16 protein-coding genes are annotated in these 19,752 nt (G+C 65.9%); 4 read left to right on the top strand and 12 right to left on the bottom strand.

Annotated elements, in window-relative coordinates:
* Positions 1–174 precede the first annotated feature (174 nt).
* The 4 genes from zipA to B0E46_RS10740 form a co-directional block, all read right to left on the bottom strand.
* Positions 175–1,167 carry a cell division protein ZipA gene (gene zipA / locus B0E46_RS10755; RefSeq protein WP_077555823.1) on the bottom strand — a complete coding sequence of 331 codons (993 nt, stop codon included), beginning with the start codon at positions 1,165–1,167 and terminating at the stop codon, positions 175–177.
* Positions 1,168–1,177: 10 nt separating this feature from the next.
* Positions 1,178–4,687 (bottom strand): chromosome segregation protein SMC, encoded by a 3,510-nt coding sequence (smc, locus tag B0E46_RS10750; protein ID WP_077555764.1) that lies wholly within the window; start codon positions 4,685–4,687, stop codon positions 1,178–1,180.
* 219 nt (positions 4,688–4,906) lie between these two features.
* A complete protein-coding gene (locus tag B0E46_RS10745) occupies positions 4,907–5,158 on the bottom strand; it encodes a BolA family protein (protein WP_174567077.1) in 252 nt (83 codons plus the stop codon).
* A gap of 8 nt (positions 5,159–5,166) precedes the next feature.
* Complete coding sequence (locus B0E46_RS10740) at positions 5,167–5,466, bottom strand: YciI family protein (protein ID WP_077555762.1); 300 nt, start codon at positions 5,464–5,466, stop codon at positions 5,167–5,169.
* 100 nt (positions 5,467–5,566) lie between these two features.
* Between B0E46_RS10740 and B0E46_RS10735 the strand changes: the two genes are divergently transcribed.
* Complete coding sequence (locus B0E46_RS10735; protein ID WP_077555761.1) at positions 5,567–6,694, top strand: acyltransferase; 1,128 nt, start codon at positions 5,567–5,569, stop codon at positions 6,692–6,694.
* Positions 6,695–6,767: 73 nt separating this feature from the next.
* On the opposite strand, the gene lysS is transcribed toward B0E46_RS10735, so the two are convergent.
* The 8 genes from lysS to B0E46_RS10695 form a co-directional block, all read right to left on the bottom strand.
* A complete protein-coding gene (lysS, locus tag B0E46_RS10730; protein WP_077555760.1) occupies positions 6,768–8,300 on the bottom strand; it encodes a lysine--tRNA ligase in 1,533 nt (510 codons plus the stop codon).
* Positions 8,301–8,405: 105 nt separating this feature from the next.
* Entirely contained in the window at positions 8,406–8,732 is a 327-nt protein-coding gene (locus tag B0E46_RS10725; RefSeq protein ID WP_077555759.1) for a hypothetical protein, read from the bottom strand.
* 46 nt (positions 8,733–8,778) lie between these two features.
* Positions 8,779–9,904 (bottom strand): peptide chain release factor 2 gene (gene prfB, locus B0E46_RS10720; RefSeq protein WP_139350503.1). Its coding sequence is split into 2 segments (ribosomal slippage): positions 8,779–9,828 and positions 9,830–9,904, totalling 1,125 coding nucleotides; the frame shifts between segments, so codons are not numbered across the junction.
* A 69-nt stretch (positions 9,905–9,973) separates the two neighbouring features.
* Entirely contained in the window at positions 9,974–11,656 is a 1,683-nt protein-coding gene (gene asnB, locus B0E46_RS10715; protein ID WP_077555757.1) for an asparagine synthase B, read from the bottom strand.
* A 330-nt stretch (positions 11,657–11,986) separates the two neighbouring features.
* On the bottom strand, positions 11,987–12,358 hold the full coding sequence (locus B0E46_RS10710) for an STAS/SEC14 domain-containing protein (RefSeq protein WP_077441625.1): 372 nt from the start codon (positions 12,356–12,358) through the stop codon (positions 11,987–11,989).
* A 93-nt stretch (positions 12,359–12,451) separates the two neighbouring features.
* Positions 12,452–14,164, bottom strand: a complete 1,713-nt coding sequence (gene recJ, locus B0E46_RS10705; protein WP_077555756.1) for a single-stranded-DNA-specific exonuclease RecJ — start codon at positions 14,162–14,164, stop codon at positions 12,452–12,454.
* The gene (locus B0E46_RS10700; protein ID WP_174567072.1) at positions 14,161–15,084 is read right to left on the bottom strand and encodes a phosphoglycerate mutase; all 924 of its coding nucleotides are present in this window, start codon (positions 15,082–15,084) and stop codon (positions 14,161–14,163) included. Before B0E46_RS10700 ends, recJ begins: the two co-directional genes overlap by 4 nt.
* A gap of 2 nt (positions 15,085–15,086) precedes the next feature.
* Positions 15,087–17,006, bottom strand: coding sequence for an ATP-binding cassette domain-containing protein (locus B0E46_RS10695; RefSeq protein WP_077555755.1), 1,920 nt, complete (start codon positions 17,004–17,006; stop codon positions 15,087–15,089).
* Between the two features lie 236 nt (positions 17,007–17,242).
* Here B0E46_RS10695 and B0E46_RS10690 point away from each other — a divergent pair, with 236 nt between their 5' ends.
* From B0E46_RS10690 to B0E46_RS10680, 3 genes are all read left to right on the top strand, one after another.
* Positions 17,243–17,596: a hypothetical protein gene (locus B0E46_RS10690; RefSeq protein ID WP_077555754.1), complete on the top strand. Its 354-nt coding sequence runs from the start codon at positions 17,243–17,245 to the stop codon at positions 17,594–17,596.
* Between the two features lie 138 nt (positions 17,597–17,734).
* Entirely contained in the window at positions 17,735–18,769 is a 1,035-nt protein-coding gene (locus B0E46_RS10685) for an agmatine deiminase family protein (protein WP_077555753.1), read from the top strand.
* Positions 18,770–18,835: 66 nt separating this feature from the next.
* A complete protein-coding gene (locus B0E46_RS10680; RefSeq protein ID WP_077555752.1) occupies positions 18,836–19,726 on the top strand; it encodes a carbon-nitrogen hydrolase in 891 nt (296 codons plus the stop codon).
* Positions 19,727–19,752: the final 26 nt, after the last annotated feature.

Below are 19,752 nucleotides of genomic sequence, written 5' to 3'. Positions count from 1 at the left end.
GGCCAGTTGCCTGGCCTGCCGTCAGGTTTGGACATGCAAAATCACAGCCCCGCGCTTGCGCGGGAATGCGCTGCCCACGCTGCGCGTCCATTCCCCCGTGCCATGAATGGAATGGGCTGCTCCCGACGATGGATGCGCCTGACAAGGCGAAGTGCCACTTGACCGTACGTTCGATCAGCGACCGAAGATGATTTCCTTGCCTTCGTGGTCGCGGTCCCAGCCGCGCAGCTGGTCGCGGATGTGGGCGATGCGTTGGCGGCCGAGCGCGTTGCGTTCTTCGTCGAGTACGTGGCCATCCAGCAGTTCGGCCAGGCGCTGTGCCGTGGGCAGCATCGCGTCCCACGCATCCAGTGCCGGCAGGGGACCAGGCAAGGTCATGAAGAAGCTCACGCCGGGGGTGTGCAACGCATCCAGCCGGCCCAGGTCGAAATTGCCTGGCTTGAGCATGTTGGCCACGCTGAAGATCGGACCCAGTTCGCGCTTGCCGTCGAGCAGGCGGTGATAGATGCCCATGTCGCCGAATTCGAGGCCGGCTTTTTCGGAAGCCACGACCAGATCCGGGCCATTGAAGTGCGCTCCCTCGCGCGCCACCACAAACAGCGTGACGATGCGCTCAACCGGTAGCTGGCTCGGCCGGCGCCCGAGGTCCGAGCGTGGCGGGACCCTCGGGGCGGCGGTCGTCGCTGGCGCAGCCGCCGGCATGCCCGCGGCAGCTGTTCGCGGCGCCGGTTCATCGGAACTGGGCGCACGCAAGGCATCCACGATGGAAGCCGCATGGCCGGCCAGGGCCGGACGTTCCGCTGCAGACTGCTTTGGCGCCGTTCCATGACGCTCGCCGGAGAGCGTGGCACCCAGCCGCTCGAGTTCCTCGCGCAGGCCGATTTCCAGCTCACCCTGCTGCAGTTCGGGGGCATCCGGATGGCGGCCGCCGTGTCCCGCACGGTCGAGCGCGCTGAACACCGGATCGTCGGCCAGGCTGGGGTTGTCGCCCAAGGTGGGCTCGCGCCGTTCGCCAAGGTGCTCACTGGGGGCAGGACGACGCTTGCCCTGTTCCTTCTTCGGCTGGCCGAACAGCCAGATCAGCGCCAGCACGATCAGGCCGACGATCAGCAGCGGAACACCGACAGCGGCGTTCCAGGCGAAGGCGAGCACGGGTTGCATCGTCATCATGAGTTCCTCAGGCAGCGCCTGCCAGTTTAGCCGCTTCGGCCAGATCCACCTGCACCAGTCGCGACACGCCCGGCTCGCGCATGGTGACGCCGCACAGCTGGGTGGCCGCTTCCATGGTGGCCTTGTTGTGGCTGATGAAGATGAATTGCACCTTCTCGCTCATCTCGCGCACCATGCTGGAGAAGCGGCCGACGTTCGCTTCGTCCAGCGGCGCATCGACCTCGTCGAGCAGGCAGAACGGCGCAGGGTTGAGGCTGAAGATCGCGAACACCAGCGATACGGCGGTCAGCGCCTTCTCGCCGCCGGACAACAAGGTGATGTTGGAAACGCGCTTGCCGGGCGGGCGCGCCATGATCGACACGCCGGTGTTGAGCAGGTCGTCGCCGGTCAGTTCGAGGTAGGCATGGCCGCCGCCGAACAGGCGCGGGAACAGTTCCTGCACGCCGGCGTTGACCTTGTCGAAGGTTTCCTTGAAACGCTGGCGCGTCTCGCGGTCGATCTTCTTGATCGCGCCCTCCAGCGTTTCCATCGCGCTGACCAGATCGGCCAGCTGGTTGTCCAGATAAGTCTTGCGCTCGCTTTGCTCGGCATGCTCCTGGATCGCGGCGAGGTTGACCGGCTCCAGCCGCACGATCTTCTGGCCAAGGTCGACGAGCTGCTGACGCCACTGGTTGGCGTCGATGTCCTCGGCCAGTTCGGCCAGCAGGGTTTCCAGTTCCAGGCCCGAGGCGGCGATCGCCTGGGCCAGTTGATCGGCACGCAGCTGCAGCGCCTGCGCGGCGAGGCGCTTCTCGGACAGGCTCTCGCGCAGGGTGGACAGGCCCTGCTCCGCCAGATGGCGTTGCTGTTCCAGCTTGCGGAAGGCGATATCGCAGTCTTCCAGCGCGCGACGCGCCTCCACCAGCTGCTTGTCGACCAGCAGGCGCTGGTCCAGATAGGTCTGGCGCTCGGATTCCAGCTCCGCAATCGGATCGGAGCCGGCAGCAAGTTGTTCGGTGATCTCGTTGCGGCGCGCCTCGATCTGGCGCAACTGGGCATCCATGCGACCCAGCGCCTGCTCCAGTGAAGCCAGCGAGGAGCGCTTGGATTCCAGTGCCAGTGCCAGCGAGTGCGACTGGTCGGCGGCTTCGCGTGCATTCATGCGCGCTTCCTCGCGCGCTTCCAGCAAGGCACGGCGCTCGTTTTCCAGCTCACGACGCTGGTCTTCCAGGTCGCCCATCAGGCCAACCGATTCGTCCAGTCGCGCGCGCGCGTCGCGGGTCTGACCTTGCAGTTCATCGAGCTGGGTGGCCAGATCGTTCAACTCGCCGGTGACTTTCTCGGCGCGGGCACGGGCTGTCTCCAGTTTGCCGCGATGGCTCTGCAGCTGCCCGGCCAGCTCGGACTGGCGCCGATGCGCCGCGTACAGCTCACGCTGGGCGTCGTCGCGGGCACGCTCGGCCTCGAATTTGCTGGTACGCAAGGTATCCAGACGTTCGCTGGATTCTTCCAGCTGCGCTTCCAGCGTGGCGATCTGCTCGGCCAGCAGGCGGATCTCGCGTTCACGCGCCAGCACGCCGACCTGGCTGCTCTGCGCCCGGCGCACGCGCGCCCAGCCAGGACCCAGCCATTCGCCGTTGCGCGTGATCACCGACTGGTACGGTGCCAGTGCGGACAGCGATGCTACCCGCTGATGGGCGTCGGCAAGCGATTCGGCCGTCAGCACATGGCCGAGGATCGCCAGCGCCGCAGCCGGTCCGCGCACATGCGCAGCGAGCGTGCCGGCGGTGTTGGCACCGCCATCAGCGACATCGAGCAGTGCGACGTCGGCGTTCTCCAGCGCATGGAATTCGCCGGCCATGGCATGCGCGCCGTCGACCAGCACGCTATCGATGAAGCCGCTCAAGGCGGTTTCCACCGCGGTCTCCCAGCCGGCCTCGACCTGCAGCGATTCACCCAGGCGGCGCGACTTGTCCAACCCGAGCCGGCTCAGCCAGCCGCTGGCGGCGCTTTCTTCCTGGCCGAGCGCGGCGTGCTGCAGTGCTTCCAGCGAAGCCTGCCGACCGCGCGCGGCCTGCAACTGCTGGCGCGCCTCGTTCAGCGCCGACTGCACCTGGCGTTCCTCGTCCTGCACTTTCTCGTGGCTGGACTTGTGCTGGTCGAGCAGGCTGCCGAGGGCTTCGACGCGTTCGCGCTGGGTGTCGTGTTCGTTGTGCAGCTGTTCGCCGGCAGCATCCAGCGCAGCCACGTCGGTGGCTTTCTGCTCGGCTTCCAGCGCCTCGCGGCGCCGGGACAGGTCGATGCCCTGGCGGTCCAGGTAGTTGAGCTTGGTGCGCTCCACCTCGGCCGCGCGGTTGGATTCGCCGGCGTTGCGGGTGTGGCTGTCCCAGCGCTGCTGCCAGTCGGCCAGTTTGGCCTCGGTACTGCGCTGTGCCTCGGCGGTGTCGTCCTGCATCTGCTGCAGGGCTTCGAGCTTGGGTTCGCCCTCGGCCAGCGCCATGCGCAGGGTTTCGATCTGCTCGCGATCGGTGGCGATGTGCGCGGCCAGCTCGGCGTGCTCGCGCTCGGCGTCGCCATGCGCGCGCTGCAGCCGATCGGCATTCTCGCGGTTGTGCCGCACCTGCTGCTCGACGCGGGCAATCTCGGCGCCGACCTTGTAGACGTCGGCCTGCACCGCATTCAGATGCTCGCTGGCATCGGTGTGGCGCTCGCGCACGCTTTCCAGCTGCGCCTCGATCTCGCGCTGGCCGGCCAGCTGTTTCTCGATCTCGATCTCGGCGGCGGACAAGCCTGCGCCTTCGCCGTCGTGCTGGCTTTTCAGGCCGCGGTATTCCAGTGCCCGCAGCTCGGCTTCCTTGCGCGTCTGCTCTTCCTTCAGCGCCTTCCAGCGCTCGGCGGCACGCGCCTGGCGGTTGAGGTGTTCGAGCTGCTTGTCGACCTCGTCGCGCACGTCGCGCACGCGGTCGAGGTTTTCGCGGGTGGCCTTGATGCGGCTCTCGGTTTCCTTGCGGCGCTCCTTGTACTTGGAGATGCCGGCGGCCTCCTCCAGATGCATGCGCAATTCTTCCGGATGCGCGTCGATGATCTGGCTGATCATGCCCTGCTCGATGATCGAGTAGCTGCGCGGGCCCAGGCCGGTGCCGAGGAACAGGTCGGTGATGTCGCGGCGGCGGCAGCGCGCGCCATTGAGGAAGTACGCGGACTGGCCGTCGCGGGTGACCTGGCGCTTCACCGAGATCTCGGCGTATTGGCCGTACTCGCCCTGGATGGAGCCGTCGGCATTGTCGAAGATCAGCTCGACCGTGGCCTGCCCCACCGGCTTGCGCGAATTGGAGCCGGAGAAGATCACGTCGGTCAGCGAGTCGCCGCGCAGGCGGCTGGCCGCGCTCTCGCCCATCACCCAGCGGATCGCGTCGATGATGTTGGATTTGCCGCAGCCGTTCGGGCCCACCACGCCGATCATGTTGCTCGGCAGGTGCAGGGTGGTCGGGTCCACGAAGGACTTGAAACCGGCGAGTTTGATCGTGCTCAGGCGCATACGGGACTTCGGTCAACGGATCGCGACAGTATAAGGCACGGCGGATTTCCCACATTCCGCGACCGGGGCGCCCCAACCGGATTGCCGGAACCCGGCGGCCTCAATTCAACCCCTGCCTGGTGACAGGTTGCTCCGCTCATGCGGTTCCACGTAGCTGGCGTCGCCAACGCGGCACCTTGACACGCTGCCCGAGATCAGCAGTGGGCGACAGGCCTGTGCTCACCTCGAGGGCACGTGGGCGTCGATCGACAGCGCGTGGATACCGTTGTCCATCAATCCATCCAGTGCGGCATAGACCATGCGATGGCGCTTGAGCGGCAACATGCCGCCGAACGCGGCACTGACGATGCGCACGTGATAATGCCCCTTGCCCGCATTCGCATGGCCGGCATGCTTGTGGCCTTCGTCGGACACTTCCAGCTCGACCGGTAGCAACGCCTCGGCAAGCCGGCGGCGGATTTCCTCGACCATCGCCGCGCTCACGGCAGCGTCTTGCGGAATGGCTTGACCGTGACATGGGCGTACACGCCGGCTGCCACGTAGGGATCGGCCCCTGCCCAGGCTTCCGCCTCGGCCTGCGAGGGGAATTCGGCGATGATCAGGCTGCCGGTGAAGCCCGCCGGGCCGGGGTTCTCCGATTCGATCGCCGGGAAGGGCCCGGCCAGCAACATGCGCCCTTCGTCCTGCAGGGCGTTGAGCCGGCCGAGATGCGCCGGGCGTGCGGCCAGGCGCTGCTCCAGCGAGCCGGGACAATCTTCCGCGATGATCGCGTACCACATGATGGACAGACTCGCGCAGCAGGTAGAATCTGCGGATTCTAGATGAAATCGCCCCGACGCAAGCCCATCGGCCGACCTTGCATGAAGGAATCGCTTGAACATGACCGGTGATCGGCACGATCGGCTGAACGAGTGCGAATCGCTGCGCGGCATCGCCATCACCCTGGTTTTCTTCTACCACTTTCTCGGCTCGCTGCGCGGTTATGCGCCCGATCCGCACGCACATTTCGCCACCGCCCTGCTGTTCGGTGGCAGCACTGGCGTGGATCTGTTCTTCGTCCTGAGCGGCTTTCTGCTGTCGTTGCCGTTTTTTCGCGGAAGCCCGCTGGCGCTCGGGCAGTTCTTCGGCAATCGCGCACTGCGCATCCTGCCCATGTACTACCTCGTGGTACTGGCCGGCGCAGCGTGGAGTGGCGACTGGCAGGCCGCGCTGCACGCAGCCGTGTTCCGGGACATCGGCCTCGCCACCCTGCCCCCGTTCGGCATCGTCTGGTGGAGCCTGGTGGTCGAAGTGCAGTTTTACCTGGCACTCCCTATCCTGGTCTGGCTCGCCCGCCAGCGCTGGGGGCGCATGCTGCTCGTAGCCGCACTGGCATGCCTGTGCGTGTGCTATCTGAAAACCGCCTCGCCGAGCGCAATCGGATTCTGGGCCGACCAACGCAACTCCCTGCTGGGCCGCTGGCCACAGTTTGCGGTGGGCATAGCTGCGGCGTGGCTGCACCACCACCATGGCGCTGCGTTGCGTGGCATGGACCGCAAGAAGCGTCTCTGGCTGGGCACGCTCGCTGCAGTTGGCGCACTGGTGCTGCTCGATGCGATCACGCTTCGCGGCCTGCGCCTGTTAGGTGTTTTGCAGTTCGTGTACTGGTACAAGCATTACCTGTACCTATCGATCCTGTGGGCGGTATTCCTGATCGCGGTGATCGACCTGCAGCCGGTTTTCCGCACGCTGGTGGTCAATCCGCTGCTGCACCGGATCGGCCTGTGGTCGTATTCGATCTATCTGTGGCACGCCGTGTTCATCATTGCGGTCGTGTTGCGGCTGGACATCCAGCCGTCCGAGGCACGGCTGGCCGAGCATCTGCCCGACTTCATGCTGTTCATCTACATCGCCGGTGCCACGTTGCTGGTTTCGGCGACGACCTATCATCTGGTCGAGAAGCCGTTCCTGCGGCTGAAGCAGAGGAGGTTCCTGCTGATCGGCCAGGTACGCGAGGACGCGATGTGACGCACGACATGCCTTCAACATGGAAGCGCATCGCAACGCGGTAGCCGCGTCACGATGGCTGCGCCATGGCCGCTCAGGCCTCCGGGCGCATATACGGAAACAGCAGCACGTCGCGGATCGACGCTGCATCGGTCAGCAGCATCACCAACCGGTCGATGCCGATGCCGAGGCCACCTGTCGGCGGCAGGCCCACTTCCAGCGCGCGGATGTAGTCGGCATCGAAGTGCATCGCCTCGTCGTCGCCGGCATCCTTGGCGTCGACCTGGGCCTGGAAACGTGCGGCCTGGTCTTCCGGGTCGTTCAGCTCGGAGAAGCCATTGGCGATCTCCTTGCCGTTGACGAACAGCTCGAAGCGGTCGGTGATGCCCTGGTCGGTATCGCTCTCGCGCGCCAGCGGCGACACCTCTACCGGATGCTGCGTGATGAAGGTCGGCTGGACCAGGGTATGCTCGACCGTCTTCTCGAAGATTTCCAGCAGCAGCTTGCCCCAGCCGTAGCCTGGCTTGACCTGTGCGCCGAGCCGCCTGGCGTGCGCCGCCATCGCCTCACGGTCGCGCAACTCCTCGCGGCGAATCTGCGGATTCAGCTCCAGCACCGCGTCTTCCATGCTCCAGCGACGGAACGCCGGGCCGACATCGATAGCGGCGCCGTCCCAATGCAGCTGGGTGCTGCCGATCACCGCCTTCGCCGTATCGCGGATCACGCCCTCGGTGAGATCCATGATCTCGGTGTAGGTGGCGTAGGCCTGGTACAGCTCCAGCATGGTGAATTCGGGGTTGTGCCGGGTCGACACGCCCTCGTTGCGGAAGTTGCGGTTGATCTCGTAGACGCGGTCGAATCCGCCGACGACGAGACGCTTGAGGTAAAGCTCGGGCGCCACGCGCAGGTAAAGGTCGAGATCCAGCGCGTTGTGATGGGTGACGAACGGCTTGGCCGTGGCGCCGCCGGGGATGATGTGCATCATCGGCGTCTCCACTTCCATGAAGCGGCGGCTCGGTGCTTCCAGCCACTGGCGCATGAAGCCGATGATCTTCGAGCGCTGCATGAAGGTGCGGCGCGCCTCCTCGGTGACGATCAGGTCGACGTAGCGCTGGCGATAACGCTGCTCCACGTCGGCCAGACCGTGGAACTTGTCCGGCAGCGGACGCAGGCTCTTGGTCAGCAGGCGCAGGCCGTCGACCTTGACCGACAGCTCGCCGGTCTTGGTACGCATCAGCAGACCCTCCGCGCCCACGATGTCGCCGACGTCCCAACCCTTGAATGCCTCGTAGGTTTCGCCCAGCGTGCCCTGGTGGATGAACAGCTGGATGCGCCCGCTGAAGTCCTGCAGCTGCACGAAGCTGACCTTGCCCTGCACGCGTTTGAGCACGATGCGGCCGGCCATCTTCACCCGGCGTGCCGCCGCCTCGATCACTTCGGCCGTGTGCACGTCCTTGTCGGCGAACTCGGCCTGCAGGTCACCGGAAAAACTGTCGACCTTGAAGTCGTTCGGGAACGCGATGCCCTGCCCACGCAGCGCATGCAGTTTTTCGCGGCGCTCGGCGACAAGTCGATTGACGTCCGGCTTGTTCTCGTCGATGGGCAGGGTGTCGGCCGATTCACTCATGGGGATTCCGTTGCTGTCGGCGCTCGCGCCAGGTGGCGGACGCTTTTCTGTTTATGGTTTGGGTTGCAAACAACATGGGAGGATTTTTTCGGAACGGTAGCGCCGTCAATCGTCCTTGTGAAGCACATGCTTGACCGCGTGCCTGGTCGCATTCCAACCGTCGCGCGCGCCGTGGCCGACGGCGAGACCGGCCTTCTTCGCGCCGTGCCCGATGCCGAGGCCAGCCTCTTTCCCGGCATGCCCGACCGAGACGGCGACGTGCTTGGTCACGTGACCGACATCGCGAGCGCCGTTGGCGACGCCGTGGCCGACGGCCTTGGCATCCTGCTTGACGCCCTGGCCGGATGAGCTCTGCTGCGCCCCAGCCGTGCCATCGAACGCTGCAAGCGCGGCGAATGCGACAAGGATTGCGCAGATTTTCTTGCTGTTCATGCCGGGATTCCTCGTCGGTGATCGAGCCGATTCAGCGTATCCGTACTCACGCATCGATGCGCTTGGCGCCCGCTTCCAGGCCGGATTTCAGGCTGGCCTCGATGAATTCGTCCAGATCGCCATCCAGCACCTTCTGCGTATCGGTGCGTTCGATGCCGGTGCGCAGATCCTTGATGCGACTCTGGTCGAGCACGTAGTTGCGGATCTGGCTACCCCAGCCGATGTCCGACTTGGTGGCTTCCAGCGCGTCCTTCTCAGCGTTGCGTTTCTGCAGCTCGAGTTCGTACAACTTGGCAGCGAGCATCTTCATCGCCGTATCGCGGTTCTGATGCTGGCTGCGACCAGTTTGGCAGGCCACCACGGTATTGGTCGGGATATGCGTGATGCGCACGGCCGACTCGGTCTTGTTGACGTGCTGGCCACCGGCACCGGACGAACGGTACACGTCGGTGCGCAGGTCGGCCGGATTGATCTCGATGTCGATGTCGTCGTCGACTTCCGGCGACACGAACACCGAGGTGAAACTGGTATGCCGGCGGTTGTCCGAATCGAACGGACTCTTGCGCACCAGCCGGTGCACGCCGATCTCGGTCTTCAGCCAGCCATAGGCGTAGTCACCTTCCACGCGGAACGTGGCGGACTTGATGCCGGCCACGTCGCCGCCGCTGACTTCCATCAGCTCGGTCTTCCAGCCGCGCGACTCGCACCAGCGCAGGTACATGCGCAGCAGCATCTCGGCCCAGTCCTGCGCCTCGGTGCCGCCGGCGCCGGCCTGGATGTCGACGAACGCATTGGTGGCGTCCATCTTGCCGGAGAACATGCGCTGGAACTCCAGCTTGCTCACCTGCGCGTCGAGTTTGGCCAGGTCGCCGACCACCGAGTTGGCGGTGTCCTCGTCGCCATCGGCAACAGCCATCTCCAGCAGGTCGCCGGCGTCGGTCAGACCCGCGGTCAGCGTGTCGATGCCATCGACGATGGCATGCAGGCGGGCGCGCTCGCGGCCCAGTTCCTGTGCACGCGCCGGATCGTCCCAGACGTTCGGGCTCTCCAGTTCGCGGCTTACTTCTTCCAGACGTTCGCTTTTTGTAGCGTAGTCAAAGATACCCCCTAAGCGACTCGACGCGGCCCCGGAGGTCCGCGATCTGCGCGAGGATCGGATTGATTTCGATCATGGTTGAACCAATTGAAGTGGCAGGCGTTGGAAAACGCCGTCGGTAAAGCGCTACAGGATAGCAAACCGCTCAAGCCAGTGCGTGGCTGTGCACGCCGCGCACCGCACGACCGGACGGATCGGCCGTGTTCGCGAAGGCGGGATCCCATGCCAGCGCCGCCGGCGAGGAACAGGCGATCGACTTGCCTCCCGGCACCGTGGCCGCACAGGCTTCGCCGGGAAAATGCTGTTCGAAGATGCGCCTGTAGAAATACGCCTCCTTGGTCGCTGGCGTGTTGAACGGGTAGCGTGCCGCTGCCGCGGCGAATTCGCGATCGCTGACCGCCTGTTCGGCATGCGCCTTCAGGCCGTCGATCCAGCTGTAGCCGACGCCGTCGCTGAACTGCTCCTTTTGCCGCCACAGGATCGAGTCCGGCAGTGCGCCCGTGAACGCCTCGCGCAGCACCGCTTTCTCGATCCGTCCTTGCCCTGCCATCTTGTGCCTCGCATCCAACCCCATCGCCACGTCGATGAATTCCAGGTCTAGGAACGGCACGCGCGCTTCCACGCCCCAGGCCATCATCGCCTTGTTCGCGCGCAGGCAGTCGTAGCTGTGCAACGCATCGAGCTTGCGCACGGTCTCCTCGTGGAACGCCTCGGCGGACGGTGCCTTGTGGAAGTACAGGTAGCCGCCGAACAACTCGTCCGAGCCTTCGCCGGACAGCACCATCTTCACGCCCATAGCCTTGATCCGACGCGCCAGCAGGTACATCGGCGTGGCGGCGCGGATGGTGGTGACGTCGTAGGTCTCGATATGCCGGATCACCTCCGGCAGCGCGTCCATGCCTTCCCAGAACGTGTAGACGAAGCCGTGATGCACCGTGCCCAGCGCATCGGCGGCGATCTGCGCGGCCGCCAGGTCCGGCGAGCCGTCCAGCCCGATCGCGAACGAGTGCAGGCGCGGCCACCAGGCCTCGGTGCGATCGCCTTCCTCGATGCGATGCCGGGCGAACTGCGCGGCGCAGGCAGCCACCAGCGAGGAATCCAGCCCGCCTGAAAGCAGCACGCCGTAAGGGACGTCCGTCATCAACTGACGATGCACGGCCTGCTCGAAGGCCCGACGCAAGGCCGGCGCCGCGACCTCGTGGCCTTGCGTATGCGCGTAGTCGCGCCACGGCTTGTGATAGTAGCGGCGCAATTCGCCCTCGACACTGTCGTACACATGGCCTGGCGGAAACGGCGCTACGTCAGCGCATACGCCCACCAGCGCCTTCATCTCCGAAGCTACGCACAAGCGGCCCTCAACATCGTGCCCCCAGTACAACGGGCAGACCCCGATCGGATCGCGAGCGATCACGTGACGCCTAGCTTCGCCGTCCCACAAGGCAAACGCGAAGATGCCGTTGAGCTTGCCGACCAGATCGGTGAGGGATCCGGCTGTGCCCTGCTCGCGATACAAGGCATTGATCACCTCGCAATCCGAGCCGGTGGTGAAGTCATAGCTGCTGTGCGCACGCAGCTCCTGGTGGTTGTAGATCTCGCCGTTCACCGCCAGGGCCAGCGCACCGTCACGCGAACGCAGCGGCTGGGCACCACTGGCTGGATCGACGATGGCCAGCCGCTCGTGCACCAGGATCACCCCGGCGTCGACGTACACCCCGCTCCAGTCCGGCCCGCGATGGCGCTGGCGCTGCGACATTTCCAGCGCCTGCCGGCGCAACGTGGCCAGGTCGTCGCCCGGCTGCAGGTCGAACATTCCGAAGATCGCACACATGCTTGCTGTCCTTTGGGTTGGATATTTCTTTGGTTGAAAAGTCCGGTCCTGGATGGCCGGTTTGGCATTTTGCGAATGAATTCGCATGAAACAAAAAGCAGAAGGCCCGCACTGGGCGGGCCTTCTTCGCGTATGTTTCTGCAAACCTGAAGCTACGCGAGAGCCCGCCAACAGTTGGCGTTATTGTTCGCGCGATTGTTATTGTTGCCAGCCGGCACAAGGCTCCGCGCGGAAGGCGCGGTAGCGGTCTGGGGGTTGGCAATCATCGGATGCATGGTTCGACTAGAACAGATTGGACGTCCATCCGCAAGTGACTGGATGGGTGTTCCTTCAAACCGACGGTTCGGTGATCCAGCGTGTCGCCTCGTCCAGCTGGTTCAGGTGGAACAGGCGGATCTCGGCGGGGAGCATGAAGCTCATCGCCGCCGTGGTCGTGCGCAGCCAGGGCACGTCGCTCACCAGCGCCACACGATCCCAGCCACTGAAGTGGCGCATGCCCATCTTGACGTCGTCCCACATCGCGCCGGGATCGAACCCGGTGAAATCCTCGGCGGTGACATACAACACGCGCAACTTGCGGTTGAGCGCGAATGCCGCCTCGACATCCGGCACGATGATGTTCTCGTAGTCGGCCGCCGTGACCTGGCCGTGAGCGCGGAAACCCAGCGTGCCTGGCGGCAGTCCCTCGATCTGTGCGATCACCAGCGTTCTCCGTTGATGGGTTGGCTATCAGCATGATCCGCATCGCGTGAAAAACGTGCGAGCGGATCAGGCGGAGGAATCAGTCCACCAAGATCAGGTCGACTCGATGTGCCGCAACAGCAGACGTGGCGTTTCCCGCCCCTGCCAGTCGTTGATGCCCAGTTCGTAGACCGCACGCAGCAGCGACGGCGGTGGCTGACCGTGATAGGCGTTGAACATCACCGCATCATGCACGCTGCCGTCGCGCGGGTCGCGCAGCTGCAGGCGCAGGTGCCTTTCGCCCATCACTTTCCAGCTGTTGCATGCGAACAGGTTCTCGAACAGCGGTTCGGGGAAAGCCTGACCCCACGGGCCAGCCTCGCGCAGTTGCCGGGCCAACTCCAGCGAGAGCGCCCCCGCTGGCAGTTCGCCGTCGGTATAGAGCACCGCCTGCAGCCGCTCGGCGTCGATCAGTTCGCGTGCGATCGCGTCGAACGCTTCGGCGAAGCGCGGGTAGTCGCAGGTCCTGAGACTCAACCCGGCCGCCATCGCATGACCGCCAAAGCGTTCGATCAGGCCCGGCTGGCGTGCGTCGATCGCGGCCAGCGCGTCGCGGATGTGGAACCCGGCGATCGAACGCGCCGAACCGCGCAGGCTGCCGGTGTCGTCCTCGCTGGCCGGCGCGAACGCGATGACCGGGCGATGCAGGCGATCCTTCAGCTTGGAGGCGACCAGGCCCACCACGCCGGCATGCCAGCTCGGCTCGTACAGCGCCACGCCGATCGCGTCGATGTCGGTCATGCCCGCCACCATCTGCTCGGCCTCGGCCACCATCGACGCCTGCAGGTCGCGGCGTTCCAGATTGATCGCGTTGAGTTGCCCGGCATGGCGGCGTGCCTGCGCCACGTCGTCGGTGAGCAGGCATTCGACGCCCAGGCGCATGTCCTCCAGCCGTCCCGCCGCATTGAGGCGCGGGCCGACGACGAAGCCGAGGTCGCTGGAGCACAGCGTCGCCACACTGCGCCTGCCGGACTCGACCAGCGCGCTGATGCCGGCACAGGCGCGACCGCTGCGGATGCGCTGCAGGCCGGCCTCGACCAGCACGCGGTTGTTGAAATCCAGTGCCACCAGATCGGCCACTGTACCCAGTGCGACCAGGTCGAGCAGCACCGACAGGTCGGGTTTGGTGTCACCGAAGGCACCCTGCTCATGCAACCGCGCGCGCAAAGCCAGCAGCAGATAGAACATCACGCCGACCCCGGCCAACGCCTTGCTGGGAAAAGCATCACCGGCAAGATTGGGGTTGACCATCGCATCGCAGGCCGGCAACTGCTCGCCGGGCAGGTGATGGTCGGTGACGATGACGCGGATACCGCGTGCCTTGGCCGCCGCCACGCCGGCCACGCTGGCCACGCCGTTGTCGACGGTGACGATCAGTTGCGGTGTCGGCTGGAGTGATTCGACCAGCGCAGGGCTCAGCCCATAGCCGTGGACGAAACGATTGGGGATGGCATAGCTGACCCGCTGCGCACCAAGCATTCGCAGCCCACGCACGGCCACCGCGGTGCCGGTGGCACCGTCGCAGTCGTAATCGCCCGCGATCAGGATGATCCAGTCGCTGCGGATGGCCTCGACCAGCAGCTCGACAGCCTGCGCCATGCCACCCAGCGTCTGTGGCGACAGCAGCCGGGCCAGCCGGTGCTCGGCCAGACTGGGATCCAATACACCGCGGGCAGCGTAGACCTGCTGCAATACCGGATGCACCGAGGCTGGCCAACCGCTGGGCGCGCCCTTGCTCTCGCGTCGGCGCACTTGCAGCGCGCTCAACGCCCTGCTCCGCGCCAGAAGCGCCAGCGATGCCAGGGTTTGCGCTGCCAGCGCTCGGCGCTGGCGAAATGCAGCACGACCGGCTGCCGATCGAACAGCGGCTGCAGCGCCGCCCACCAGTGCGCTGCGATCTCGTCAGCCGGCAGATCCTGCAGGTCGATCAGCCAGCCGGCGCTGGCGGCGGCCACGGTGTCGACGGTGCGTGCCTGCTGCGCGACACCGGCGTGTCCAGCCAACGCATGCAGCAGCAGGTCGTCGCTGATCACGCCATGCAGATCACTGTGCAGCGGTCCCGGCAGACGGCCGCCGCCCCACAGCCACAGACTGTTGACCGGCGCCAGGCCACGTGCACGCCGCTGTGCATTCAGTGGATGCTGGTGCAGCAGCACCTGGATCTCGTTGAGCAGCACGCGCCAGCGGCGCCCTTCCGCACCGGCAGGCAGGTGCTGCGAAAGGTCCTCGCCCAGCGCCTGCTCGGGTGCGGCGAAGGCTGGTAAAGGCGTGCCCGGCGGCAACCTCAGATGCCAGCGATCCGGCGTGGAAATATCCAGTCGCAGACCGGCTTCGTCGAATACCGGCAACAACGCGGCGGCCAGCGCCTGCGCTTCGGCCATCTCCAGTTGCAGCCGACCGCAGGCCAGCAGCCGCACGCCGTTCATATCCGGCTGTACCCAGGCTGGGTCGGCCGCCAGCCAGGTAGCATCACCCGCATCGCCGGCGAGAAATTCGCGGGTCAGCGCCGCTGCCGGCAATGCCGCATCGACGCCCTGGAAATGCTCGCCGAGGCCACCGAGATAGCCGGCCGCACCCTCGGCCAGGCGATCGGCGCGCGCCAGCAGCTCGCGCAGCGGATGGCCCGGTTCGACATGCGTCGACGCGGGCAGCCACAACGACAGCGATGGCTTCGCGCCGGCGGGCATGCTCAGGCTTCCAGTCGCTCGTACAGTTCCAGCCATTCCGCATCCAGCGCTTCCTTCTCGCGGCGCAGTTCGGTCTGGCGCTGTCCCAGCCGCATCATTTCCTGGGTGGGGCCGTTGTACGTGGCCGGATCAGCCAGCTGGCTCTCCAGCGCGGCCAGTTCGGTTTCGATGCTGGCCGTGCGGGTCTCGATCCGCTTCACCCGCTGGCGCGAGTTCTTCTCGTTCTCGCGCTGGGCGGCCGCGTTGCGGCGGCGCTCTTCGGGCGTTTCCTCCGGCACGATCTTGATCACCGGCTTGGCCGCTGCACCAGCCTTGGCGGCCTTCTTGTTGGCCGCGCCGCGCGTTTTCAGCCAGCGTGCGTAATCGTCCAGATCGCCGTCGAAGCTTTCCACCACGCCATCGGCAACACGCCAGAAACTGTCGCAGACCATACCGAGCAAGTGCCGGTCATGCGAAACCAGCACCAGCGCACCGTCGAAGTCGGCCAGCGCATCGGCCAGCGCCTCGCGCATGTCGAGGTCGAGATGGTTGGTCGGCTCATCCAGCAGCAACAGGTTCGGCTTGTCCCACGCGATCAGCGCCAGCGCCAGACGCGCGCGCTCGCCGCCGGAGAAACCGTCGACCGACTCGAACGCGCGATCGCCGGCGAAATTCCAGGTGCCGAGGAAGTCGCGCATGACCTGGGTGGCCACGCCCGGCGCCTTGTCCATCAGGTGATCGAGCGGACTGGCGCCTTCGCGCAGGCTCTCCACCGTGTGCTGGGCGAAATAGCCGATCTTCAGGTCCTTGTGCACCTTGCGCTCGCCGCTGAACGGCTCGAGCTCGCCGACCAGGGTTTTCACCAGGGTGGATTTGCCGGCGCCGTTGGGACCAAGCAGGCCAATCCGCTCGCCCGCTTCCAGGCTGAAGCCAACGTCGCGCAGGACAATGTTGATGCCATCGCCGTCCCGGCTCGGGTAGCCAGCCGTGATGTCTTCCAGCTGCAGCATCGAATCGGGCAACCGACCCGGCGCCGGAAACTGGAAACTGAAGGGTCGCTCGGCACGCACCGCCTCGGTGCCGGCCAGCTTCTCCAGCCGCTTCATGCGCGACTGCGCCTGCTTGGCCTTGCTGGCCTTGGCCTTGAAGCGGTCGACGAAGGACTGCAGGTGCGCCCGCTCGGCCTGCTCGCGCTCGTGCGAGATCTGCTGCTGGCGCAATTGCTCGGCGCGCAGGCGTTCGAACGCGCTGTAGTTGCCGGTATACAGCTTCGCCTTGCCGTCGTTGAGGTGCAGCGTGTGGGTGATCACGCCGTCGAGGAATTCGCGATCGTGCGAGATGATCAGCAAGGTGCCCTGGTAGCGGCGCAGCCATTCTTCCAGCCACAGCACGGCGTCGAGGTCGAGATGGTTGGTCGGCTCGTCGAGCAGCAGCAGATCGGACGGACACATCAGCGCGCGCGCCAGGTTCAGGCGCCCGCGCCAGCCGCCGGAAAATTCCTTGACCGCGCGCTCATGCGTTTCCGGCGGAAAGCCCAGGCCATGCAGCAGGCGGCCGGCACGGGCGCGACCGTCGTAGCCGTTCAGCTCCTCGATGCGGTGGTGCGCTTTCGCCATCGCCTCCATGTCGCCACGTTCGCCGGCGTCGGCCTCGTCGCGCATCGCCTCGGCCAGTTCCTCGTCGCCACCCAGCACGTAGTCGATCGCGGCATCCGGCAGCGCCGGGGTTTCCTGCGCCACCGAGGCGAGCCGCAGCTTGCCTGGCATGTCCAGTTCGCCGGCATCGCTTTCCAGTTTGCCCTGCAAGGCGGCGAACAGGCTGGACTTGCCGCAGCCGTTGCGGCCGATCACGCCCAGGCGCCACCCGCTCTGGATCACCAGATCGATATCGGAAAGCAGCAGCCGGCTGCCGCGGCGCAAGGCAAAATGTCGAAAGGAAATCATGAAAAACAGTATCCAAACCGGGCGGGCAATCGCCCGCAGCCGCCCATGATAGCGGTGATGGCGCTATTCTCGACGAACCGGCTGGTTATGCCCGCGCGATGGCCGAATGCCCAACCCATCGCAAACGGCACGAACCGGCACGGCTATAGTCGACATTATGCTTGCCACAACGTGGCGTAGCCTGGGTAGTTCTGCTACAACGACGCCGCATACAGCCTTGTCTGGAGAGGGGAGCCATGGTCAAGTTCACGTACAGTCTGCCGATCGTCGCCATGCTGGTCGCTGGCGCCGCCTTTGCCGCTCCGCAGACCGCCGTCGCGGCCGGTGGCGACAGCCTGCTGATCCATCGCGTGCAGGAAGAAAAGGGCATGAACCTGCCCAGCCGCGGCATGAGCATGGCCCAGGTCGAGCGAACCTGGGGCACGCCACAGCGCAAGCTGTCGCCACGCGGCGGCGATACCGCGAAGCACCCGCAAATCAACCGCTGGGAATACTCGAATTTCATCGTGTATTTCGAGCATGAGCACGTGATCCACTCGGTGCTCAACACGCCAGCCGGCAACAACACCAACCCGACCGCCGCCAACTGATCCCGTCCTGATCCGGTTTCCGACGACGCGGCCGGCGGTGACACCGGCCGCGTTTTTGTGTGTGCGACGATCACCTCGTCGTACAATTCGCAGTCCGGTGCTAAGTCCCGGCACCCCCGACTGCATGAGACACCCCGCATGACCAACCCCTCTTTGCGCCTGCCGGCGGAATGGGAACCGCAGGCCGCGGTACTGATCGCGTGGCCGCACGCCGACACCGACTGGGCCGAACGCCTGGCCGCGGTGGAAACCACCTATGTGGCGCTGGCGGCTGCCGTAACGCGCTTCCAAGCGCTGATCATCGTGGTGGCTGACCCCGCCCTGCAGACTCACGTCGAGGCCCAGTTGCACGACGCCAAGGTCGACCTGGCCCGTATCCGCTTCGTCGTACTGCCGTACGACGACACCTGGCTGCGCGATTCCGGCCCGATCACGCTGAAAGCCGGCAAAGATGGATTCCAGCTCACCGACTTCCGCTTCACCGGCTGGGGCGGCAAGTTCGGCGCCGAACAGGACGACGCGCTGATCGCCGGGCTGGTCGACGCCGGCGTCCTCGGCCATGCCACGCACAAACGCATCGACTGGGCGCTGGAAGGTGGCGGTATCGAGAGTGATGGCGCGGGCACCGTACTCACCACCTGGCGCTGCCTGGTCCAGCGTCACCCCGAGCAGTCGCGCGAGGAGATGAGCGCGATCCTGCGCGACAGCCTGCACGCCACGCGCGTGCTGTGGCTGGATTACGGCTACCTCGAAGGCGACGACACCGACGCGCATATCGACACGCTGGCGCGCTTCGCGCCGGACGAGCGCATCGTGTTCCAGGCCTGCGATGACCCCAACGACCTGCATCACGACGAATTGCAGCGGATGGCCGGCGAACTGGCCGCCTTGCGCACCGTCGACGGCCGCCCGTACGAGCTATACCCGCTGCCGTGGGCGAAGCCCATTCTCGACGAAGGTCGCCGGCTTGCCGCTTCCTATGCGAACTACCTGATCGTCAACGGCGCCGTGCTGGTGCCGGCCTATGGCGACCCGGCCGATGACGAGGCCGCACGCATCATCGGGACGGCCCATCCGGGCCGCGAGATCGTGCAGGTGCCCTGCCGTCCGCTGATCTGGCAGAACGGCAGCCTGCATTGCATCACCATGCAGTTGCCGGCCGGCCTGGCCTGAGGTTTGGCGGCATCCGCTAAACTTCGCGGGTTGCCCATACGAACAGCCAAGTCAGGATCGAAGCCGATGACCCGCAAGACCCTCAAGGTCGCCCTGCTGCAGGAAACCGACCGCGGCAGCCGCGACGCCAACCTCGACGCGATCGAGGCCGGCCTGCGTGAAGCGGCCGCCGCCGGCGTCGAGCTGGTGCTGCTGCAGGAGCTGCACAACGGCCCGTATTTCTGCCAGCACGAATCGGTCGAGGTCTTCGACCAGGCCGAGACGATCCCCGGTCCCGGCAGCGCGCGCATCGGCAAGCTGGCCGAGGAGCTGAAGCTGGTGGTGGTCGCCTCGCTGTTCGAGAAGCGCGCCACCGGGCTGTATCACAACACCGCGGTGGTGTTCGACCGCTCGGCCGCGATCGCCGGCAAGTACCGCAAGATGCACATCCCGGACGATCCGGCGTTCTACGAGAAGTTCTACTTCACGCCGGGCGATCTCGGCTTCGAGCCGATCGACACCTCGGTCGGCCGGCTCGGCGTGCTGGTGTGCTGGGACCAGTGGTATCCGGAAGCGGCGCGACTGATGGCGCTGGCCGGTGCCGAACTGCTGCTCTATCCCACCGCGATCGGCTGGGACCCGAACGATGCGCAGGCTGAAAAAGATCGCCAGCGCGACGCATGGATCACCGTGCAACGTGGCCACGCGGTAGCCAACGGCCTGCCCTTGCTGTCGTGCAACCGCACCGGCTACGAGGCTGATCCCTCCGCTGTTGGCGCCGGCATCCAGTTCTGGGGCTCCAGCTTTGTCGCCGGTCCGCAGGGCGAGTTCCTGGCGCAGGCTGGCACCGGCGGGCGTGAGCTGCTGCTGGCCGAGGTCGACCTGGCGCGCAGCGAGCACGTGCGGCGGATCTGGCCGTTCCTGCGCGATCGCCGCATCGACGCCTATGCCGACCTGCTCCGGCGTTTCCGTGACTGAGGCCGCATACCCGCGCGGCTTGTTCC

Origin of the sequence: Rhodanobacter sp. B04, assembly GCF_002001125.1 — a bacterium.
Classification (GTDB): Bacteria; Pseudomonadota; Gammaproteobacteria; order Xanthomonadales; family Rhodanobacteraceae; genus Rhodanobacter.
This window is presented reverse-complemented; position numbering and strand designations above follow the sequence as displayed.